This is a genomic window from Amycolatopsis nivea (assembly GCF_004522235.1).
In the GTDB taxonomy this organism is placed as follows: domain Bacteria; phylum Actinomycetota; class Actinomycetes; order Mycobacteriales; family Pseudonocardiaceae; genus Amycolatopsis; species Amycolatopsis nivea.
In genome coordinates this window covers 48,160-67,260 of sequence record NZ_SDLT01000007.1, presented here as the reverse complement: position 1 = coordinate 67,260, position 19,101 = coordinate 48,160, and the positions used below count along the sequence as shown (strand labels likewise).

The following is a 19,101-nucleotide window of genomic DNA, read 5'->3' as shown; positions in this document are numbered from 1 at the left end:
GCCGATGGAAGCGGACCCGCGCGCGCCCGAGCTGACGACGCACGATTTCGTCGCGATGCTCAACGCCAGCCGCACGTGCGTGCTCGTGCACGACGGCGCGACGAAGAACATCCTGTGGGCCAATCCGGCTGCCTGCGAGATGCTCGAATGGAGCGTCACCGAGCTGCGGCCGCTGAAGGCGAACCACATGAGCAGCTCCGCGCAGCAATACGACCGGGTGATCGGGCGGGCGTGGCTGCAGGAGGCGGTCGAGAAGGGCGTCAGCCGGATCGAATGGCACTACCGCACGAAATCCGGCCGGGTGATCCCGACGGACGCGGTGGCCACGCGGGTCGAGCTGGCCCAGGGGCCGGCGGTGATGGTGCAGTTCCGCGACATCGAACGCGAGCAGGAAATCGAGCGTGAGCTGCGGTTGACCACGTCCTGGGTGGACGCGCTGGCCCGGCAGACGTCGGCGGTCGCGCTGATGCTCGACGGCTCGGGCGAGCTGCGGTTCGCCACGGATTCCGCGGTCGCGCTGTTCGGCGCGACGCCGGATGAGCCGCTGGGCCGGTTGACCGACTACGCCGCTCTGCGTCTCGACGACCGTCCGGCCACTTGGGACGAGGTCCGCGAACGCGCCGTGCCGGCCACTCAAGTTCGGCTGGAAATTCAGGGTCGCGTGTGGCTGGAGGGCAGCGTCGAACGGCTTCGCGAGCCTGGTGGAGACGCGTTTCTGCTGCTGCTCCACGACGTGTCCGAACGCATCCGCGGCGAGGTTCAGCGCGAGCGTGACCTGCACCGGGAGAACTACCTCGCGCGCTACACCGCGATGGGCGACATGGCGATGGCGATCGCGCACGAGCTGAGCCAGCCGCTCGCCGCCGCGGGCAACTTCCTGGCCGGTGTCCGGTCGCGGACGCTCGATGCCGCGCCGGTCGTGTACGGCATCGACAGCGCGGTCCGGCAGATCGAGCGGGCGAGCCAGATCGTGTCGTCCGTGCGCGCGTTCGTCGGGCATCTGGAGCACGTGGAGCAGGTCGCCGACCTCAACGAGATCGTCGAGGAATGCCTGTACTTCGTGCGGTTGCGAGCCGAACCGGCCGCGATCGAGGTGACCTTCGACCGGTCGGCCGAAGCGGTGCCCGTGCACTGCGAACGCGTGCTGACCGGCCAGGTCGTGCTGAACCTGTGCTTCAACGCGATCGAGGAAATGGCCCAGTGCCCGGCGCAGCGGCGCAGCCTGGTGCTCACCACGCGCCGCGACGGCGACACCGGCGTGGTCACCGTGGACGACCGCGGCCGCGGCTTCCCGCGCAACCCGTTCGACGAGTCGTTCACCGCGAAGGAGCGCGGCAGCGGCATCGGACTGGCGCTGAGCCACCGCATCATCACCCGCCAGCACGGGACGATCTGGGCCGAACACCGCGCGGGCGGCGGTTCGCGCTTCGGCTTCGCACTGCCCGCGACCGGCCCGGGTTAGGAATTCTTCAGCTACGCCGGGGAAGTTCTCGATATCCCGGGACCGGTGCGGCTTTGTACGGTCAGAGAAGTCCCGGCCCCAGTCCTAGGAGGCACCGTGTCCGAGCTGACCCGGACCCAGCGCGAATTCCGCACCGCGATGGCCAACCTCTCCGCGGCCGTCAACGTCGTCACCACCGCCGGCCCGCACGGCCTCGCCGGGATGACGGTGAGCGCGGCCTGCTCGGTCACCGACAGCCCGCCGACCGTGCTCGTCTGCGTGAACCGGTCGAGCCGGTCGCACGCGATCCTGGTCGGCAACGGCCAGGTCTGCGTCAACGTCCTCGGCCCCGGCCAGGAAGACCTGGCCATGCACTTCGCCGGCGCGACCAAGGTGCCGACCTCCGAACGCTTCGACCAGGACTGCTGGGACCTCGACAGCGAGGACGCCCCGGTCCTGCGCGGCGCGGCGGCCTCGCTGGTCGGCCGGATCGTCGGCGAACAGGAGCACGGATCGCATTCGGTGCTGTTCGTCGAGATCGAGAAGGTGCTGACCGCGCCGGACAGCGGTGCTTTGGTGTACTTCCAGCGCCGCTTCCACCGGCTTGCCGCACTCAGCGCCTGATCGAGGAGAACCCGTGGACCGGATGACCCTGACCTGCTACAACGACACGCACGGCTACGGCTGGCGGCACGTCGACCTCTTCGTGCACGACGAGCACGGCCGCGAGCTGGACTGGGTGCACTGGCAGGTCCCGGCCGACGGCCCGGACGCCGCCGACGAGGCCACCGCCCGCGTCGAACCGCTGCTGCGCCGGACGTCCGACTGGCGGCACGCGGTCAGCGCGAGCGGCATGGACTACTGGACCGCCGACGCCGCCTGGACCCAGCCGTGACCGGCCCGTGGTCGCTGCGCGCGCTGATCGCCGATCTGACCGCTGGCCGGACGACACCGGAAACCGCGGTGGCGGAGGCCCGCTCGCGGATCGCGGCCGCTTCCTACGACGCTTGGGTTTCGTCGGCTTACGTGCCTGCTTCGCCGGGGCCGCTGGGCGGAGTTCCGTTGGGCGTCAAGGACATCATCGACCTGGCCGGACTTCCGACCCGCTGCGGCTCTGTCCTGCGCGCGGAGGCTCCACCGGCCACTGTGGACGCTTCGATCGTCAGCGAATGGCGTCGGGCAGGCGCGGTGCCGATCGGCAAGACGGTCACCACGGAATTCGCTTTCTTCGCACCCGGTCCCACGGATAATCCCGCGGCACCCGGCCACACCCCAGGCGGTTCCTCGAGCGGTTCTGCCGCTGCAGTTGCTGCTGGACACGTCCCGCTGGCTTTGGGCTCGCAGACCGCTGGCTCGGTTACGCGACCGGCCGCGTTCTGCGGAGTCGCGTCGCTGGTCATGACCCGGGGCCGGTTCCCGGTCGATGGCGTCACCGGCCTGAGCCCGAGCCTGGACAGCCACGGCATGTTCACCGCGACGGTTTCCGATCTGGCCCTGGCCTGGTCAGCGCTGTCGGGGGAGCCGGAGGTCGCTGCTTCTTCGGCACCGCGATTGCTGGTGTGGTCCCCGGCTGACGCGAGCCCAGCAATGCAGACCGCGCTTGGCACTGCGGTTTCTCTGCTGCGCGCTGCCGGTGCCGTTGTCGATGAATTCCCGGACCCCGCTCTGGTGCTTGGCTTGACCGCCGCACACCCAGTGGTGATGGCCTACGAAGCCGCGCGCGAACGTTCTGTCGAGCTCGCTTCTGCGGACCGTCTCAGCGCCCCTCTCTCGCAACTGCTGCGTACCGGCGAGGAGATGCCGCGCGCGGAGTACGAGGCCGCGCTGGACGTCGTCGCTTCCGGCGCTGCCCGGCTGGCGGAGCTCGTGGCCGGCTACGACGCCGTCCTCACCCCAGCCGCGCTCGGCTCGGCCCCCGCGGGCCTGGCGGCGACCGGCGACCCAGTGCTCAGCCGCCCGTGGCAGGCGCTGGGCCTGCCGGTTATCGCCGTCCCGGGCCTGCGCGACGAGGCCGGTTTGCCGCTGGGATTGCAGCTGGTCGGCAGTGCTTCCGGCGAGGCCGCGCTGCTGGGTACGGGCTGCTGGGCGGAGACCGCGCTCAAACGGTGACGCGATGGGTGAGGATGTCGCGGACCAGCGTCCCGAGGCTGTCCGCTGACGTCTTCGCCTTGATCCGCGCCCGATGCACGTCGACGGTTTTGACGCTGGTGCCCAGCCGGTGCGCGATCGCCTGGCTGGGCATCCCGTCGACCACCAGCCGCAGCACCTCGCGCTCGCGCTGGGTCAGCGTGTCGAGCCGGGCCCGGACCGCCTGCCGCTCCGCGTGCTCCGCGAACCGGCGGCGCGCCTCGATGAGCTGGGTCTGAACCACCTCGACCATGCGCTGGGCCTGGTAAGGCTTCTCGAGGAAATCGACCGCCCCCGCGGTGAGCGCACGGACCGACATCGGAATGTCGCCGTGCGCGGAACAGAAGATCAGCGGAGCCGGACAGTCGATTTCCGCGAGGTTTTCCTGCAGCTGAAAACCGCTGATCGCGGGCATGCGGACGTCGACGATCACGACCGCGGGCTCGGCCGGGTCGAATTCGTCGAGGAAGGTCTGGGCGTCCGGATAGGTCAACGCCTGCACGCCGACGCTCTCCAGCAGGAACACCAGGGACTGCCGGAGGTCCTCGTCGTCGTCCACCACGTGCACGACCGGGTCGTCGCTCATGGCTTCATCAGCACCGAGGCCGAGGGATAATCGCTGGCCCAGCCTTCCGGCAGCGGGGCGATGAAGACGTTTTCGGTCCGCGTGCGGGTGATCCGCCAGGTGTCGCCTTCGCGGCGGAACGCGTTGTTCAACCGGCTGGACCGCAGGAGCGCTTTCCCGTCGGAGAACAGCCACGGTTGCATGTGGATCCATTGTCCGGTGGCCTCGTCGCCGTCCACGTGGATCTGCTCGGAAGTGAGATAATGGGCGTTCAGGAGAAGTTCGGGGTCTTTCTTCTCGCCCCAGAACCGCTGGAAATGCGCCCGGATAGCCGCGGCGCCCTCGGCCCGCCCGAACTGCCCGTCGTAGTACTCGCCGACGCCCTCCCAGACCGCGTCCTCGGTGTAGAGCTCCATGATGAGATCGATCCGCTCGTCGTCGCCGCCGACGCCGAACTCGGGGCAAGGCGTGTCGCAGAGGAACATGTAGCGCGCCTGCACCCGGCGGATCTCCGCCTCGGCCTCGAGCACCCCGACCCGCCGAACCAGCCCCGCGACAGTCTCCTCCAACGCGGCCACCCGCCGGTCCTGGCTGGCGTCGGACAGTGCGGAGTGCTCGAGAGACATCGTTTTCCTCGCTAGGAAGTCGTTGACCGGTTGGCGCTTCGTGCCGGGGTTGGCCTTTCGGTGCGGTTTTCGGCTCGTTGACAGGGTAACCGGACCGCACCGGGCATTGGCAGCTTGTGACCAGCCTCTGCCGGGGTCGGAAGGGTTGTCAATCGAATCGGTGAGTTATGCGTGGCGTGTTTCAACCCGGTGGTGGGGGTTATCAATGGGTTGGCGGACAACGTCTTGGGCGGGTGTCCTGTTCGGAGTGGTGCGCTGGGATGGCTAGGCCGGGGTTCTTCGTTGTTGCTGGGCGGGTTGTTTCCTTGCGGGTGCTGCTCGCGGTCCCTAGGAGCGCTGGTGTTCCCGAGATGCTCTCAGTCATTGGCGGCTGAGCTCGCTGGCGTTCCCCGGGTCAACGTCGGTCTTCGGCGGGCGGATGGCTGGTGTTCCCTGGGTGCGCTCGGCCATCGACCGATGGGGGCGCTGGCCTTCCCCACGGAGCGTTTGGTCCGCAGATTATGCAGCTCTCGCAGGGTCCGCGATAACGTTGCGGCATGTGCGTTTCCACAGGTACCGGTCGCAGGCGATGAGCGCGGCTCAACGGGCCGACGCCCGGGAGAACCGGGAGCGGATCGTCGAGATCGCCCGCGAGGCGATCGCCTCCACGGGAGAGCTGCGCCTGAACGCGGTCGCCAAGTCGGCCGGAGTCGGGCAGGGAACGCTCTACCGGCACTTCCCCACACGCGAGGACCTGCTCGCCGAGGTGTACCGGCAGGAAGTGGAGGACCTGGTCGCGCTGGCGCCGGAACTGCTGGCCGCGTGTGAACCGGTCGAGGCGCTGTCCCGCTGGTTCGACCGGATCGCCGAATACGCACGAGTCAAACGAGGCGTCTTCGCGGCACTGGAAACCGCGGTGTGGAAAGGCCTGTCCGAAGAAAGCCACGGCCCGCTCGGCGACGCCATCACCCTCCTGCTCGACGCAGGGAAGGCCGAAGGAACCATCCGCCCCGACATCGACGCCCGGGACCTGTTCATCTTGTCGGGCTATCTGACGCGCCTGGACGAGGACGAGTGGGATTCCCGCGCTCGGCATCTCTTGGATGTCCTGCTGCAAGGAGTTCTTTCCCGCTGACCCTGGCCTTGGCTGATCGCGTCGAGCGGAGGTCGGCGGGCGGCTTTCCGGTTGGCCGGGCAACGCGGTGGTGCTTGCTTTTCACGCATAATCGGCGAGCGACGCGGGTGAGTTCTGCTTGCAAGGCAACAGATTCCCGCGCTACGGCACCGATCGCGGCGTGGTTGTTGAGCTGCGGCAGGCGCGGTGCAGCGCCGAGACAGCGATCGCCGCGGACGTGGCGAGGCGGATATGCGTACAGCAAATACGCGGCGTGAGCGGAGCACGTCGTGCCGTGGACAGCACGACGTGAGCACAGCAGCAAGCTCTGCCGAAAAGTTCAGGAAATTCAGCGTGAGATCCGGCCGAAAGCCGGAGCGTCGGACGTGGTGTCCATATTGGACGGGCCGCTCGCGGATGCGGCCGGCCCGGTCCCCCAGATTCCCCAGTGGTGGTGCTGTTGGTGTTGTGGCTCAGGAGGCGACGGCCAGGCGGACCCGGCGGTCGCGGGCGTACGAGACCAGTTCCCGGACCTCGTCGGTGGTGATGATGCGGACTGCGTCTTCCAGGATCTCGGCCGTGGCCACCTGCAGCGGCCAGGAACGCAGGCCGGGAGCGGGTTCGTGCCAGAACCACTGGCCTTGGGCGAGATCTTCGGCGGCGACGGTGGGTTCGTCGGTGTTCATGCCTGCAGCCTAACTTGCACCACCGACAGAAAATCGCTCTACCGGACATCCCGGGACAACCCTGGAGGAAGCGCAAGAAGTGAATGCGGATTCCGGGATAATTCCTGCTGGTCGGGAGGATGCGCGCGGGCCGACGGGTGGCGTGGGTCACGCGGTCTGCCCAGTCGGTGGGTGGGTTGCGCGCCGGGTGCGAAAGTAAGGGGCGGTGACCTGGTCCCGCTCCGCGGCGGGTTCGGGTGGATTTTGCACGGTCGGACGGCCTGCCCTAGGCTTCGCCGGTCACCGCGCACACACCGGGGGTTTCCGGGACGAGAGGAACGGTGCGAATGGCTTTGCGCGACCCCGAGGCGTACCGCGACGTCGATCTGCCGACGATTCTCCGGATGGAGCGGCGGCTTCCCTGGTACGGCTGGCCGCACCTGCCGTTGGGGCTGCTGGTCTGCGTGGCCGCGATCCTCGCCGCCTACCGGGTTCCGGTTTCGTACCACCTGACTACCGCGCTGGTCGCGGGCGGCGGCGTGGTCGGCGGGTTTTCCGGGTACGGCTGCGGGCTGGTCATGGTCAGCACGCCGGGGTTGGTCCAGACCGGCTACCTGAACTGGCGGCGCACGCGGGTGCTGCGGGTGTTGCTTATCGTGCTCGGCGGGTTGTCCGCGGCGTCGATGGTGGTCGTGGTCGCGTGCCACATTTCGTTGCTGGCCGGGGCTTCCGACCAGCATCCGTTCCGGCTTTCGGTGCAGGCCGGGTTGTATTTGGTGCTCGTCGTAGCGAACACCGTTCTCGCCGGGCTCGAGGCGTGGCAGTTGTCGAAGGTGCTGCGCGAGCCGGTTGCCGAGGTTGCCGCGGAGCCTGCCGGGCCGGTGCGGGTTCGGCTTGGCTGAACTGTCTACATCGGACTGAGTCAGCGCCTGCGCAGCAGCACTTCTTGGGTCACTGAGGCGACGAGCCGTCCGTCGGTGGTGAAGAATTCGCCGTGGGTCAGGCCTCGGGTGTTCGCGTAACTGGGGCTTTCCATGTCGAACAGCAGCCATTCGTCCGCGCGGAACGGGCGGTGGAACCACACCGCGTGGTCCAGCGACGTCAGCTGCGGTTCGCCCGGGTCGTCGCGGTGGGGCAGCAGGGCGGTGCCTGCCAGGCGGATGTCGGAGATGTAAGTGAGCGCGCAGACGTGCGCCAGCGGAGCATCTGGCAGCGCGTCTTTCGCCCGGACCCAGATCTGCTGACGCGGGCCGCGGCCGGTGTCGGGGAGGCCGGTTTCCGGGCTGCTGACGAAGCGGACCTCGATGGCGGACAGGACGATCGGCGAGCGGTCCTGCTCGACGACGCCCGCCTCGTCCGGGGCGGGGACGTCCGGCATCCGCGCCTGGTGCGCACTGCTCTCCGCCTCGGTCTGGAACGACGCGGACAGGCTGAAAATGCTCTCGCCGTTCTGGATCGCGACGACCCGGCGGGTGGTGAACGAACCGCCGTCCCGAGTGCGCTCGACCTCGTAGATGATCGGCATGTCGGTGCGCCCGCCGCGGATGAAATAGCCGTGCAGCGAGTGCACGTGCCGCGCCGCGGGCACGGTCGCGCCGGCCGCGGTGAGCGCCTGCGCCGCGACCTGACCGCCGAACGCCCGCTGCGGCGAACCCTGGTGGCACCAGCCGCGGAACAGGTTCAGCTCGAGCGGTTCGAGCTTCAGCAGCTGGTCTAGCCCGGTCCGGGTCGGATCGATCGTCGTCACCCGGCCAGTCTAAGCGCCTGCTCAGTCGCTTCGCGGGGTGAGCAGCGCCGCCACCGCGGCCGGGTCCTCGACGTGCGCGTTGTGCCCGAGCCCGGACAGGACCACTGCCTCGGGAACAAGGGCCCGCAGCTGCTCGGGACGGCACATCGGATCGTTCTCCCCGGTGGCGAGCACCACAGGGCAGCGCGCGTCCGCCAGCAGCCTCGGCATGTCCGGACGGCCGACGCCGAAGGCGGGCGAGTCCAGGGCCAGCCGCCAGCCGTCCGCGGTTTCGGTGACGCCGTCTGGGTCGGCCGGGGCCAAGCCGGTCAGCCCAGCGATCTTCAGATAGGCGGTTTCAGCCTCCTCTCGAGTGGTGAACAGCCGCGGCGGACGGGTTGCCATCGCGGCGGCACGGGCCAGGTCGTCTTCGCTCCATTCGACCTTGATGCCCACCGCCAGCACGCTGCTGACGTCGAGCCCGTAGCGGCCGCTCGCGAGCTCCAGCGCGACGACCCCGCCGAGCGAATGGCCGAGGACGGCGACCGGGCCGGGCTCGTCCAGCGCGTCGGCGACCGCGGCCGCGAGCGCTTCGAACGTGTACTCGGGCAGCCGTGACGAGCCGCCGTGGCCGGGCAGGTCCGGTGCGAGCAGCCGCTGGTCGAGCAGGCCGGCGAGGCGGTCCCAGACCGTGCCGGTGGCGCCGAGCCCGTGCAGGAGCAGGACCGGCGGTTCGCCTTGTCCGGTGACGCGCAGCTTCAGCTTTTCCACCGGACGGATCTTTCCGCAGGCGGCGGTCTCGGGGCTAGGGTCGGAACGTGTCGAGTGCTGTCATCGCCGACCCGGACACCTACGTCACGGGCGTGCCATACGACCTGCTTGCCCGTCTGCGCCGGGAAACGCCGGTGACGCGGATCGGCGACTTCTGGGCGGTGCTCCGCCACGCCGACGTGCGGCACGTGCTCCGCACCCCTGCGGTGTTTTCGTCGCAGCTCGGCGGCACGCAGATCCGCGACCCGGCCAGCGCGGAGGATCTGCGGTACGTGCGCCGGATGATGCTCAACATGGACCCGCCCGAGCACGGCAGGCTGCGCGGGCTGCTCACGAAGGCGTTCACCCCGCGCGCGGTCGGCCGGATCACGGAGCGGATCGAAGGCTGGGCACAGGATCTCGTCGCGGCGGTGGCCGATCGCGGCGAATGCGATTTCGCCAAGGACATCGCCGCCGATCTGCCGTTGCTCACGCTCGCCGAGGTGTTCGGCGTGCCTGAACAGGATCGCCGGCTGATGTTCGACTGGAGCAACCGCGTGATCGGCTTCCAGGACGCCGAATACGCGGTGAGCGCGACTGTCAACGCCGACGACGTCACCGACCTCGCCCGGGCCGCACTGGCCGTGCGTCCGGAACCCGGCCCGGACGGCCAGATGCCGGATCCGCGCAGCCGCGCCGGAATGCCGGACCTCTACGCCTACGCGCACGCGCTTGGCGAGCACAAACGCGAGCACCCCGGCGACGACGTGATGAGCAACCTGATGCATTACGTGGACGACGACGGCGGCCGCGTGTCGATCGAGGAGTTCGAGAACCTTTTCTGGCTGTTTTCCGTAGCGGGCAACGAGACCCTGCGCAACGGTCTGCCCGGCGGGATGGCCGCGTTGCTCGCGCATCCCGAGCAGTACCGCAAGCTTCTCGACGACCGCAGCCTGCTTCCCGGCGCGGTCGAAGAGATGCTGCGCTGGCACACGCCGGTGATGCACTTCCGCCGCACCGCGACCCAGGACACTCGACTGTCCGATGTGGACATCAAGGCCGGGGACAAGGTCGTGGTGTGGTTCTCCTCGGCCAACCGCGACGAGACTGTCTTTCCCGATCCGGACGCGTTCGACGTGACGCGCGCGCCGAGCGAGCATCTGACGTTCGGCCACGGCCCGCATTTCTGCCTCGGTTCGCACCTCGCGCGGATGCAGATGCGCGCGTTGTTCGCGGCGGTGTTCGACCAGCTCGGCGAGGTCCGTCTCTCGGGCGAACCCCGCCGGCTGCGGTCGAACTTCCAGAACGGGATCAAGAGCCTCCCGATCCGCTGGGACTGACCGGCTCAGCCGAACCCGACGAGCGAAAGCCAGCGGTCCAGGTATTCCGTGTCGCCGGTGCGGTGCGCGATCTCCGGCGACAGCCTGCCGTAGACCATCAGCAGCAGGTCGCCCAGCGGTGCGGACGCGGTGGCCGCCGCGTCCGCCGGCGGACCCGGATGCCACGCCAGCTGATCGCCGGTGAGGTCGACCGTCCAGGACGCCGCGTGGTCGGTCGGCGCGAGGTGGATCGTGCGGTCCGGGCCGAGCAGTTCGCGGCGTTGGGGTACGTACTCCAGCAATTGCGGCAGCGACCCGAGCTCCAGCCATTCCTCCATCGCATCGTGCGCGACTTCCGGCGCGACAGTGAATTCCCCGCCCGCGGCCAATGTCGCGTCGGCACGGTGGATCAGCGTCTCGTTCATGAACCGGCGCGCGTAGAACGCCGCTCGCGGCGGTCCATTCGGGACCGGCGTGAACACCTCCGCGTCCGGCCCCGCTTCGCGCAGGGTCGCCACCAGCGCCTTCGCCCCGTCCATGAGCCACGACGCCGGTTGCGGGGTGCTCACCGGGTTCTGGAGCCGGTCCTCCGGCAGCCAGTGGTCGGCCCGCGTCCGCACGGTCTCTTCCGCCCACCGGTGCCCGGTGCTGACGTGATCGAGCAACTGTCCGAGATCCCACTCCGGGCACGCCGCGACCCGCACCGTGCGGTCCGCGCCTTCGACGGCCGCGGCGAGCAGTTCCGTCTGCCGCAGGATCTCGGCGCAACGCTCGTGGAAGTCCATGTGGTGTCCTCTCCGGTTCAGATCCGCTGACACCAGACAGTCGGAGCCGACTCAGCCATCCGGACACAGCGGCGGGAGAACCCGGGTTATTCCACGCTCCAGGCGTCTCCCCATTCCGCGTCGCGAGCGGCGCGGTACCGCACGCCGTGCCGCTTCGACACGACGGTGCCGGGCGCGAGCCCGTCGGCGGTGCAGAGGTCGAGTTGCACGAACCCCTTGTGCTTGCGCGGATGCCGGATGATCCGGGCCGACGGACGGTCGACCGGTGCCGACGTGGCCGCCACGTACGAGAACTTCTCGTCCTCGAATCCCAGAGTGCCGGATTTGATCCGCCGGTGCACCCCGCTTCGGGGAAGCCGTGCGGAGAAATGGCACCAGTCCTCGCCCGGTTTGATCGGGCAGGCGTCATCGTGCGGGCACGGCGCCACCACGCTGCGGCCCATCTCGCGCAGGACTTCGCGAGCCTCGCGGATCCGCGCGAACCCCGCTGGCGTGCCGGGCTCGATGAGCACGACCGTGCCAGCCTTCGCGGCGAGCCACTGGACGACGTCGGCACGGCCGCGTTCGGGAAGCTCGCCGAGGACGTACGAGAGCGTGACCAGATCGGCCTCCGGCGCCGCGGACGCGGAATCGACCAGTCCGCGCTGCCAGACCGCGGTGCGGACGGCCGGCTCGTCGGCGTTCGCCGCCAGCTTGCGTCCCAGCGCCAGCGCGGCCGCCACCTGCTCCAGGACAGTGCACTTCTCCAGCGACGGCCAGACGTCGGCCGCGGCCCACACCGCTGCTCCGGTGCCGCCGCCGATGTCGACGTGCGTCTTCGGGACGAAACCGGGCGCGGCGGCAGCCACCTCGCCCAGCACCGCGCTGACCGCCGCGTACGTCGCCGGCATCCGGTACCCGGCGTACGCGGCGACATCCAGCTCCGAAGAGAGGATCGGCGAGGTCGCCGAGTCACCTTGTCGATAACGCTTGCTGAGCCGGTCCACGGCCTGTGCGAGCCGGGATTCGGGGAACCGGGCCAGCTCGTCGTCGAGCGCGGCGCGGAGAGCTTCGGGGAGTACTGCCACGGACAACGATTCTCCCACGCCCGATTTGTCCCCCGAGGTTCGCCTGACCTGCTAGTTTCGCGGTCAGAAAAAAAGTTCGCGGACCTTGTCGATCCGGACGCGGCCCGTTCGACGCAGTGGTGGAAGCAAGCCGAGAGCGAAGGGGAACCGAAGATGCGATTCATGGTGATCATGAAGGCCAGCGAAGAGAGCGAAGCGGGCCAGATGCCCAGCACCGAACTGCTCGCCGAGATGGGCAAGTTCAACGAGGAACTGGTGAAGGCCGGCGTGATGCTCGCGGGCGAGGGACTGGCTCCCAGCTCCGAGGGTGCCCGGGTGAAGTTCTCCGGGGACAGCGAGCCCAGCGTGGTCGACGGTCCGTTCGCGGAGACCAAGGAGCTGATCGCGGGGTTCTGGATCCTCCAGGTCCGTTCGCTCGAGGAAGCCGTGGAGTGGATCAAGCGGGTGCCCAACACCGACGGTGCGCACCACGAGATCGAGATCCGGCGGATCTTCGACGCCGAGGACTTCGGCGACAACCTCACGCCGGAACTGCGCGAGGCCGAGGAGAAGCTGCGCGAGCAGGCCGCGAAGAACTGATGCGGTTCATGGTGCTGGTGAAGGCCAGCGAGGAATCCGAAGCGGGAGCCGCGCCGAGCGCCGAATTGCTCGAGCAGATGGGCCGGTTCAACGAGGAACTCGCTGAATCCGGTCACCTCGTGCAGGCGGCCGGGCTGACGCCCAGCGCGGAAGGCGCCCGGCTGCTGTGGTTCGACGGCGAGGCGGAGCCGAGCGTGGTCGACGGCCCGTTCGCCGAGACCAAGGAACTCGTCGCGGGCGTGTGGATTCTGGAGGGGGAGTCGCTCGCCGAAATCGTCGAGTTGATGAAGCGGGCGCCCAATCCGGACCGGCAGGCAGGCACCGTCGAGATCCGCCCGATGTCCGGCGAGCTGTGACGCCGTGCCCGCCCGAGGGTTGCCTCGGGCGGGCCGGGCCGGTCTGATGGGCCGGTGGACACGCGAAGTGCGGTAGAGGCCGTTTGGCGGATCGAGTCGGCGAGAGTGATCGCTGGTCTCGCGCGGATGACCCGCGACGTGGGCCTCGCCGAGGAGTTGGCGCAGGACGCGCTCGTCGCCGCGCTCGAGCAGTGGCCGGAGACCGGGGTGCCGCGCAACCCGGGCGCCTGGCTGGTGACGATCGCGAAGCGGCGGGCCATCGACCTGTTCCGGCGGAACGAAACCCTCGGCCGCAAGCTGGACGAGATCGGCCGGGAAGCCGAACAGCTCGGCGAGGGCGTGCTGCCGGACTTCGACGCCGTGCTCGACGACGAGCAGATCGAGGACGACCTGCTGCGGCTGGTGTTCACCGCGTGCCATCCGGTGCTGTCCACCCAGGCGCGGGTGGCGCTCACGCTGCGCATGCTCGGCGGGCTCAGCACCGACGAGATCGCCCGCGCGTTCCTGGTGAAGGAATCCACTGTCGCGCAACGCATCGTGCGGGCGAAGAAGACGCTCGCCGAGGCCAAGGTGCCGTTCGAAACGCCGGTCGGCGACGAACGCGTGGCGCGGGTCCCGGCCGTGCTCGAAGTGATCTACCTGATCTTCAACGAGGGCTACTCCGCCACGCGCGGCGACGACTGGATGCGGCCCGCGCTGTGCGAGGACGCGTTGCGGCTCGGCCGGGTGCTGGCCGGACTGATGCCCGCCGAACCGGAAGTGCACGGACTGGTCGCGCTGATGGAAATCCAGGCGTCGCGCTCGGCGGCGCGCACCGGCCCGAACGGCGAACCGGTGCTGCTGATGGACCAGGACCGCAGCCGCTGGGACCGCCTGCTGATCCAGCGCGGCCTCACCGCGCTGGCCCGGTCCGAACGGCTCGCGGACGGCACGTACGGGCCGTATTCCGCGCAGGCCGCGATCGCCGCGTGCCACGCCGTCGCGGTCGCGCCGGAAGAGACCGACTGGGCGCGGATCGCGGCCCTGTACGCGGGCCTTGCGCAGCTCACGCCGTCTCCGGTGATCGAGCTGAACCGGGCCGTCGCGGTCTCGATGGCCGAGGGGCCGGAAGCCGGGCTCGCGCTGGTGGACAAATTGCTGACTGAGCCCGCGCTGAAGAACTACCACCTGCTGCCGAGCGTGCGCGGCGATTTTCTGTACAAACTGGGCCGCCGGGACGAGGCGCGCGCCGAGTTCGAGCGCGCGGCGAAGATGACCGGCAACGAACGGGAGCGCGTGCTGCTGCTGGGGCGGGCCGAGTCGTGCAGCAAGCTGGAAGCGGGAACGAGATAGCGGGGCACCGTGCGGTGCGGCAGTGATAGACATGCCCGCAACGGTCCACCACCACGCCGACAATTCCCGCTGTCGCCACCAGCCATCCCCAGGGTTGTCCACAAGTCGACACGCCTGTGGATAACCTGTTTCCGCAGGTAGCGAAGACGGAAACCGGCCGTCCGACCCGATCCGGTGAAAGGCGGCATGCTTCGGCCGTCCGGGGCGCTCATCCGACGTCTCAACTCCGATGGAATGAGACGACTCGTACTGCCGCCGCGAGCATCCGCGACTAGCCGGTTCACGCGGCTAAAACCGAAGGCCTCAGCGGTTCCGGACGTACCCCAGCCGCATCGACAACGCGGCCGCGGTCCCGGCGACCGTCGCGCCCAGTTCGTCCGCCCGGCGCATCACCCGGGGAGCCGGCCCGGCGACGCTGATCGCCGCGATCGGACGGCCCGAGTGGTCCCGTACGGCCGCCGCGACGCAGCCGACGTCCGGCTCGTTCTCCAGGTCGTCGACGGCCCAGCCGCGCCGCCGGGTGCGCGCCAGTTCGTCCAGCAACCGGACCGGGTCGTTGATGGTCTTGAGGGTGAGGCTGTCCAGCTTCATCCGGCGCACGCGCTCCACCCGGTCAGCCTCCGGCAACGCGGCCAGCCAGGCCTTGCCCAGCGACGTCGCGTGCTGCGGCCGTCGGGTGCCGAGGCGGCAGGACAGCGTGACCGCGCTGGCACTGCGTTCGGTCGCGACGTAGACCATCGCGTCGTTGTCCGGCACCGCGAGGTACGTCGTCTCCCCGGACCGCTCGGCCAGCGCGGTGAGATACCGCGGCGCGCAGCGGTGCAGGTCGGTCGCCGCCATCGCGCGGGCGCCCAGTTCGACCAGCCGGGTGCCGAGCCGCACGCGTCCGGTGACGGTGTCGGCCTCCAGGTACTCCAGCCGCTTCAGCGTGCCGACGATCCGGTAGGCGGCGCTGCGGGACAAACCCAGTTGCCGGGCGAGCGCGTTCGTGGAAATTTCCTGGTGCTGCCCGACGTGTTCGAGCACCGCCAGCCCACGCTCCAGGGTGCCGCTTTGGTCCAGCCCGCGTACTGCTGCGTCCACGTTCGCCCTCCGCCTGTCGCTCTGCGTTCCCGGTCACCGGTGCGTGGTGCCATCAAGCGGGGTTGGACGCTAACACCTCCGATGTATGGACGGAAGATCTTGACCGAACTCTGTCATTGTGCAAGGTCAAGGTTGCGCCGAATGGTTCAACCTCCGATCGGTAAGAGTGCTTACAAAGGGTAACGGAGACTGGAGTCACCCTCTCAGGAAAATCACAGCGCCCGTGCCGCACGGTTTGGGTGATGTCCACACGTCTGCGCACCCGGGCGTCGGTCGCCGCCGGGCGGCTGACCGCGTGGTTTTCCCGTACCGCCCGGCTGGGCCGCGGCGGGGTGATCGGCGGCCGCGTCACGCTGCGGCTCGACCCCAAGGCGTTGCGCAGGCTCGGCCGCGACCGCACGGTCGTGATCGTCACCGGCACGAACGGCAAAACCACCACGTCGCTGATGCTGACCCGCGCGCTCGAAGCCCTCGCCGAAGTCGCGCACAACGGCGACGGCGCGAACATGCCCGACGGTCTGGTGGCCGCGCTCGCCGCCAGTCCCGACGCGCCGTACGCGGTGCTGGAGGTGGACGAAACCTACGTTCCGTGGGTGGCCGAGCAGGTGCAGCCTGCGGCGCTCGTGCTGCTCAACCTCAGCCGTGACCAGCTCGACCGCGTCGGCGAGGTCCGGATGATGGAGCGCGACCTCCGCGCCGCCTTCGCCGGTCTGTCGCGCACGGTCGTGGTCGCGAACTGCGACGACGTACTGGTCACGTCGGCGGCCGCAGCGGCGGCGCGCCCGGTGTGGGTCGGCACTGGACGGCGCTGGTCGGGCGATTCCGTCTCCTGTCCGCGCTGCGGCGGCGCGATCACGCACACCGATCGCGAATGGCGTTGCGCGGTGTGCGCTTTCGCTCGCCCGGAGCCGACCTGGACCCTCGACGGCGATCTGGTCCACACGCCCGGCGGCCGGCAAGTCGACCTCGACCTGCGGCTGCCCGGCGAGGCCAACCGGGCGAACGCCGCTCTCGCGCTCGCCGCCGCGCACTGCGTAGGCGTGCCGCCGCACACCGCCGCGGCGCGACTGCGCACAATCACCGACATCGGCGGCCGCTACCGCACGATTCGCCGCACCCGGCATTCGGTTCGGCTCATGCTTGCGAAAAATCCGGCCGGCTGGGCCGAAACGTTGCGCGTGCTCGACGAGGACACGCCGGTCGTCGTCGCGGTCAACGCGCACGAGGCGGACGGCCGCGACCTGTCGTGGCTCTGGGACGTGCACTTCGAGCGGCTGCGCGGTCGTCAGGTCGTCGTGGCCGGCGAGCGGTCGGCGGACCTCGCGGTCCGGCTTTGCTACGCCGAGGTGCCGCATTGGTCGGCCCCGGATCCGGTCAGCGCGATCGACACGCTGCCGCCGGGCGGGGTCGAACTCGTCGCGAACTACACCGCCTTCCGCGACCTGGTGGACCGGTTGCCCGATGTCTGATTCGACCGTCGGCATCGGCTTGTTGCTCCCCGAGGTGCTGGGGACCTACGGCGATTCCGGCAACGCACAGGTGCTCTGCAAACGCTTGCAGTGGCGCGGTTACGACGCCGAGGTGGTGCCGGTTTCGCTGGACTCCGAGGTACCGTCCACTTTGGACCTCTACTTGCTCGGCGGCGGCGAGGACATGGCGCAGGTGCTGGCCGCGGACTTCCTGCGCAACTCGGCGGGGCTGCGCAGCGCGGCGAATGCGGGACGCCCGGTGTTCGGGGTGTGCGCGGGTCTGCAGATTCTCGGCAAGCGTTTCCGCGGCGTCGACGGCATCGAGCACGCTGGGCTGGGGTTGCTCGACCTCGTCACCGAGCCGGCGGAGCAGCGTGCGGTGGCTGAGCTGATCGTCGAACCGAACCTGCTCGAGACGCCGTTGACCGGCTTCGAGAACCATCAGGGCGCGAGTGTGCTCGGCCCGGGCAGCGCACCGCTGGGCCGCGTCGTCCGGGGCACCGGCAACGGCGACGGCACCGAAGGCGCGGTCACCGATCACGTGCTCGGCACCTACCTCCACGGCCCGGCGCTGGCGCGCAATCCCGAGCTGGCTGACCTGCTGTTGTCGTGGGTGCTCGGCCATGCGCTGAAGCCGTTGGACCTGACTGAGGTGGACACGCTGCGCTCGGAACGGCTGGCCGCACGCCGCGCCCGATGACGTCCCTTCGCGCTCGTTACGCTGCGTGCGTGAGACTTCTCGCTGCCGCAGGTGTCCGGATGCGGACAACCGGGGTTGCCGTGCTCGCGCTCGCGTTGGCCATCGCGACCGCGTGCGTTGTCGTGGTGCTGTTGCTGCAACAGTCCCTCGATCGAAGCGTCACCGAGAGCGCGCGAAGTACCGCTCGGCAGGTTGCTGTCCAACTCGTGCGCGCGGGCGCGCGAGACCTGTCCCCGAGCGACGTCGCGAGCACTGGGGACACTGAAGCCGTGACGCAGGTCCTCGGGCCGCGAAGCACCCCTATCGCGAGCGACCCGGCGATTGTCGGCCGTCCGGCCATCACCGCCGCGCGCCCGGCTCCGGGACAGGAGACCGTCGAGACGCTGCCGCTCGGCTTAGACGGCGACGGCAGCGACTACCGCTTGGTTTCGGAAGGCGTCAACGGACCGGGCGGACCGTTCACCGTCATCTCCGCACGGTCGCTTGAGCCGGTCACCGAAGCCTCAGCTCGGCTTACGCTGCTGCTAGGGCTGATCTCGCTGCCGCTGCTCGGTATCGCCGGCTTCGCGGTGTACCGCTCTGTCGGCTCCGCGCTGCGCCCAGTGGAGCGGATGCGGCGCACTGTCGCCGAGATCTCGACGCGCGACCTCGCGTTGCGCGTACCGCTGCCGCCTGGCGGCGACGAGGTGCACCGGCTCGCTGTCACGCTCAACGAGATGCTTGAGCGGCTTGGGTCCGCACAGGCTGCGCAACGCCGCTTCGTCGCCGACGCGAGTCACGAGCTGCGCTCGCCGCTGTCGACCATCAGCACTGCGCTAGACGTTTCAAACCAGCACCCCGAGACCACCGACGAATTGGTGCCGGTGATTACCCGCGAGACCGCGCGCCTGCGAGAGCTGGTCGACGACCTCCTGATGCTCGCGCGCACCGACGACGCCACCGACCGGCCCGCGCGTACCGAAGTCGATCTGGACGACATCGTTCGTGCGGAAGCTGAACGCGTACGCGGCGAAGCGGCTGTCGAGATCGAAGTGCGCGCGGGGCCAGCGAAGGTGCGTGGCAGTGAGGCGCAGCTGCGTCGCGCCGTACGCAACCTCGTCGACAACGCATGCGGGCACGCGCGCGAGCGGATCCGGATTGCGAGTTCGGTGCAAGATGAGATGGTCGTCGTGGAGGTGAGCGACGACGGCCCGGGCGTCGCCGAGGGCGACCGGGAGCGGGTGTTCGAGCGGTTCGTGCGGCTGGACGCTTCGCGGCGGCGCGGCGGGACCGGACTGGGCCTGTCGATCGTGGCCGGCATCGCGGCCCGGCACGGCGGCCGCGCGCGGTACGTCGACGTGGCCGACCCGAGTTACCCGGGCGCGCATTTCGTGATCGAACTGCCGAGCATCGAACTGCCCCGGATCGAGGAGGACTGA

21 protein-coding genes are annotated in these 19,101 nt (G+C 69.5%); 13 read left to right on the top strand and 8 right to left on the bottom strand.

What is annotated here, in order from left to right; translation table 11 throughout:
* The first annotated feature begins 4 nt into the window (after nt 1-4).
* From EIZ44_RS10445 to EIZ44_RS10430, 4 genes are all read left to right on the top strand, one after another.
* Nucleotides 5-1,462 (top strand): PAS domain-containing sensor histidine kinase, encoded by a 1,458-nt coding sequence (locus EIZ44_RS10445; protein ID WP_037808094.1) that lies wholly within the window; start codon nt 5-7, stop codon nt 1,460-1,462.
* Between the two features lie 96 nt (nt 1,463-1,558).
* On the top strand, nt 1,559-2,065 hold the full coding sequence (locus tag EIZ44_RS10440) for a flavin reductase (protein ID WP_037808091.1): 507 nt from the start codon (nt 1,559-1,561) through the stop codon (nt 2,063-2,065).
* Between the two features lie 22 nt (nt 2,066-2,087).
* Complete coding sequence (locus EIZ44_RS10435) at nt 2,088-2,336, top strand: hypothetical protein (protein ID WP_051171481.1); 249 nt, start codon at nt 2,088-2,090, stop codon at nt 2,334-2,336.
* The gene (locus EIZ44_RS10430; protein WP_167754078.1) at nt 2,333-3,550 is read left to right on the top strand and encodes an amidase; all 1,218 of its coding nucleotides are present in this window, start codon (nt 2,333-2,335) and stop codon (nt 3,548-3,550) included. The genes EIZ44_RS10435 and EIZ44_RS10430 overlap by 4 nt, the downstream gene beginning before the upstream one ends.
* On the opposite strand, the gene EIZ44_RS10425 is transcribed toward EIZ44_RS10430, so the two are convergent.
* Nucleotides 3,540-4,154, bottom strand: coding sequence for a response regulator transcription factor (locus EIZ44_RS10425; protein WP_134728438.1), 615 nt, complete (start codon nt 4,152-4,154; stop codon nt 3,540-3,542). The genes EIZ44_RS10430 and EIZ44_RS10425 overlap by 11 nt on opposite strands.
* On the bottom strand, nt 4,151-4,759 hold the full coding sequence (locus EIZ44_RS10420) for a nuclear transport factor 2 family protein (protein WP_240691265.1): 609 nt from the start codon (nt 4,757-4,759) through the stop codon (nt 4,151-4,153). The genes EIZ44_RS10425 and EIZ44_RS10420 overlap by 4 nt, the downstream gene beginning before the upstream one ends.
* A gap of 568 nt (nt 4,760-5,327) precedes the next feature.
* Between EIZ44_RS10420 and EIZ44_RS10415 the strand changes: the two genes are divergently transcribed.
* Complete coding sequence (locus EIZ44_RS10415; RefSeq protein ID WP_037808084.1) at nt 5,328-5,873, top strand: TetR/AcrR family transcriptional regulator; 546 nt, start codon at nt 5,328-5,330, stop codon at nt 5,871-5,873.
* A gap of 452 nt (nt 5,874-6,325) precedes the next feature.
* Here the strand turns inward: EIZ44_RS10415 and EIZ44_RS10410 are convergent, their stop codons facing one another.
* Entirely contained in the window at nt 6,326-6,538 is a 213-nt protein-coding gene (locus EIZ44_RS10410; RefSeq protein WP_037354589.1) for a hypothetical protein, read from the bottom strand.
* Between the two features lie 326 nt (nt 6,539-6,864).
* On the opposite strand from EIZ44_RS10410, the gene EIZ44_RS10405 reads away from it, so the two are divergent.
* Entirely contained in the window at nt 6,865-7,419 is a 555-nt protein-coding gene (locus tag EIZ44_RS10405; protein ID WP_134728437.1) for a hypothetical protein, read from the top strand.
* 20 nt (nt 7,420-7,439) lie between these two features.
* Here EIZ44_RS10405 and EIZ44_RS10400 read toward each other — a convergent pair whose 3' ends face one another.
* Both EIZ44_RS10400 and EIZ44_RS10395 read right to left on the bottom strand, forming a co-directional pair.
* Nucleotides 7,440-8,264 carry an acyl-CoA thioesterase gene (locus EIZ44_RS10400; RefSeq protein ID WP_037808080.1) on the bottom strand — a complete coding sequence of 275 codons (825 nt, stop codon included), beginning with the start codon at nt 8,262-8,264 and terminating at the stop codon, nt 7,440-7,442.
* A gap of 21 nt (nt 8,265-8,285) precedes the next feature.
* Complete coding sequence (locus EIZ44_RS10395; RefSeq protein WP_134728436.1) at nt 8,286-9,014, bottom strand: alpha/beta fold hydrolase; 729 nt, start codon at nt 9,012-9,014, stop codon at nt 8,286-8,288.
* A gap of 47 nt (nt 9,015-9,061) precedes the next feature.
* Between EIZ44_RS10395 and EIZ44_RS10390 the strand changes: the two genes are divergently transcribed.
* Nucleotides 9,062-10,333 carry a cytochrome P450 gene (locus tag EIZ44_RS10390; protein ID WP_134728435.1) on the top strand — a complete coding sequence of 424 codons (1,272 nt, stop codon included), beginning with the start codon at nt 9,062-9,064 and terminating at the stop codon, nt 10,331-10,333.
* 5 nt (nt 10,334-10,338) lie between these two features.
* Here EIZ44_RS10390 and EIZ44_RS10385 read toward each other — a convergent pair whose 3' ends face one another.
* Entirely contained in the window at nt 10,339-11,097 is a 759-nt protein-coding gene (locus EIZ44_RS10385; protein WP_134728434.1) for a maleylpyruvate isomerase family mycothiol-dependent enzyme, read from the bottom strand.
* An 86-nt stretch (nt 11,098-11,183) separates the two neighbouring features.
* Entirely contained in the window at nt 11,184-12,164 is a 981-nt protein-coding gene (locus EIZ44_RS10380) for a small ribosomal subunit Rsm22 family protein (protein ID WP_134728433.1), read from the bottom strand.
* 153 nt (nt 12,165-12,317) lie between these two features.
* Between EIZ44_RS10380 and EIZ44_RS10375 the strand changes: the two genes are divergently transcribed.
* The 3 genes from EIZ44_RS10375 to EIZ44_RS10365 are packed head-to-tail and all read left to right on the top strand — an operon-like array spanning nt 12,318 to nt 14,431.
* Nucleotides 12,318-12,743, top strand: a complete 426-nt coding sequence (locus tag EIZ44_RS10375) for a YciI family protein (protein ID WP_037808070.1) — start codon at nt 12,318-12,320, stop codon at nt 12,741-12,743.
* Complete coding sequence (locus tag EIZ44_RS10370) at nt 12,743-13,099, top strand: YciI family protein (RefSeq protein WP_134728432.1); 357 nt, start codon at nt 12,743-12,745, stop codon at nt 13,097-13,099. Before EIZ44_RS10375 ends, EIZ44_RS10370 begins: the two co-directional genes overlap by 1 nt.
* 54 nt (nt 13,100-13,153) lie before the next feature.
* Complete coding sequence (locus EIZ44_RS10365) at nt 13,154-14,431, top strand: RNA polymerase sigma factor (protein WP_134728431.1); 1,278 nt, start codon at nt 13,154-13,156, stop codon at nt 14,429-14,431.
* A gap of 303 nt (nt 14,432-14,734) precedes the next feature.
* On the opposite strand, the gene EIZ44_RS10360 is transcribed toward EIZ44_RS10365, so the two are convergent.
* The gene (locus tag EIZ44_RS10360; protein WP_078870254.1) at nt 14,735-15,514 is read right to left on the bottom strand and encodes an IclR family transcriptional regulator; all 780 of its coding nucleotides are present in this window, start codon (nt 15,512-15,514) and stop codon (nt 14,735-14,737) included.
* A 242-nt stretch (nt 15,515-15,756) separates the two neighbouring features.
* Here EIZ44_RS10360 and EIZ44_RS10355 point away from each other — a divergent pair, with 242 nt between their 5' ends.
* The 3 genes from EIZ44_RS10355 to EIZ44_RS10345 are packed head-to-tail and all read left to right on the top strand — an operon-like array spanning nt 15,757 to nt 19,101.
* Nucleotides 15,757-16,983 carry a MurT ligase domain-containing protein gene (locus EIZ44_RS10355; RefSeq protein WP_037808061.1) on the top strand — a complete coding sequence of 409 codons (1,227 nt, stop codon included), beginning with the start codon at nt 15,757-15,759 and terminating at the stop codon, nt 16,981-16,983.
* Nucleotides 16,976-17,683: a type 1 glutamine amidotransferase gene (locus EIZ44_RS10350; RefSeq protein ID WP_037808058.1), complete on the top strand. Its 708-nt coding sequence runs from the start codon at nt 16,976-16,978 to the stop codon at nt 17,681-17,683. Before EIZ44_RS10355 ends, EIZ44_RS10350 begins: the two co-directional genes overlap by 8 nt.
* 59 nt (nt 17,684-17,742) lie before the next feature.
* Nucleotides 17,743-19,101 carry a HAMP domain-containing sensor histidine kinase gene (locus tag EIZ44_RS10345; protein WP_037808055.1) on the top strand — a complete coding sequence of 453 codons (1,359 nt, stop codon included), beginning with the start codon at nt 17,743-17,745 and terminating at the stop codon, nt 19,099-19,101.

Bases quoted from the DNA above. Each gene is read 5' to 3' on its own strand.
- EIZ44_RS10410 (WP_037354589.1), bottom strand. From the start codon at position 6,538: ATGAACACCGACGAACCCACCGTCGCCGCCGAAGATCTCGCCCAAGGC.
- EIZ44_RS10375 (WP_037808070.1), top strand. From the start codon at position 12,318: ATGCGATTCATGGTGATCATGAAGGCCAGCGAAGAGAGCGAAGCGGGC.
- EIZ44_RS10445 (WP_037808094.1), top strand. From the start codon at position 5: ATGGAAGCGGACCCGCGCGCGCCCGAGCTGACGACGCACGATTTCGTC.
- EIZ44_RS10405 (WP_134728437.1), top strand. From the start codon at position 6,865: ATGGCTTTGCGCGACCCCGAGGCGTACCGCGACGTCGATCTGCCGACG.
- EIZ44_RS10370 (WP_134728432.1), top strand. From the start codon at position 12,743: ATGCGGTTCATGGTGCTGGTGAAGGCCAGCGAGGAATCCGAAGCGGGA.
- EIZ44_RS10435 (WP_051171481.1), top strand. From the start codon at position 2,088: ATGACCCTGACCTGCTACAACGACACGCACGGCTACGGCTGGCGGCAC.
- EIZ44_RS10420 (WP_240691265.1), bottom strand. From the start codon at position 4,759: ATGTCTCTCGAGCACTCCGCACTGTCCGACGCCAGCCAGGACCGGCGG.
- EIZ44_RS10385 (WP_134728434.1), bottom strand. From the start codon at position 11,097: ATGGACTTCCACGAGCGTTGCGCCGAGATCCTGCGGCAGACGGAACTG.
- EIZ44_RS10355 (WP_037808061.1), top strand. From the start codon at position 15,757: ATGTCCACACGTCTGCGCACCCGGGCGTCGGTCGCCGCCGGGCGGCTG.
- EIZ44_RS10350 (WP_037808058.1), top strand. From the start codon at position 16,976: ATGTCTGATTCGACCGTCGGCATCGGCTTGTTGCTCCCCGAGGTGCTG.
- EIZ44_RS10425 (WP_134728438.1), bottom strand. From the start codon at position 4,154: ATGAGCGACGACCCGGTCGTGCACGTGGTGGACGACGACGAGGACCTC.
- EIZ44_RS10415 (WP_037808084.1), top strand. From the start codon at position 5,328: ATGAGCGCGGCTCAACGGGCCGACGCCCGGGAGAACCGGGAGCGGATC.
- EIZ44_RS10345 (WP_037808055.1), top strand. From the start codon at position 17,743: ATGCGGACAACCGGGGTTGCCGTGCTCGCGCTCGCGTTGGCCATCGCG.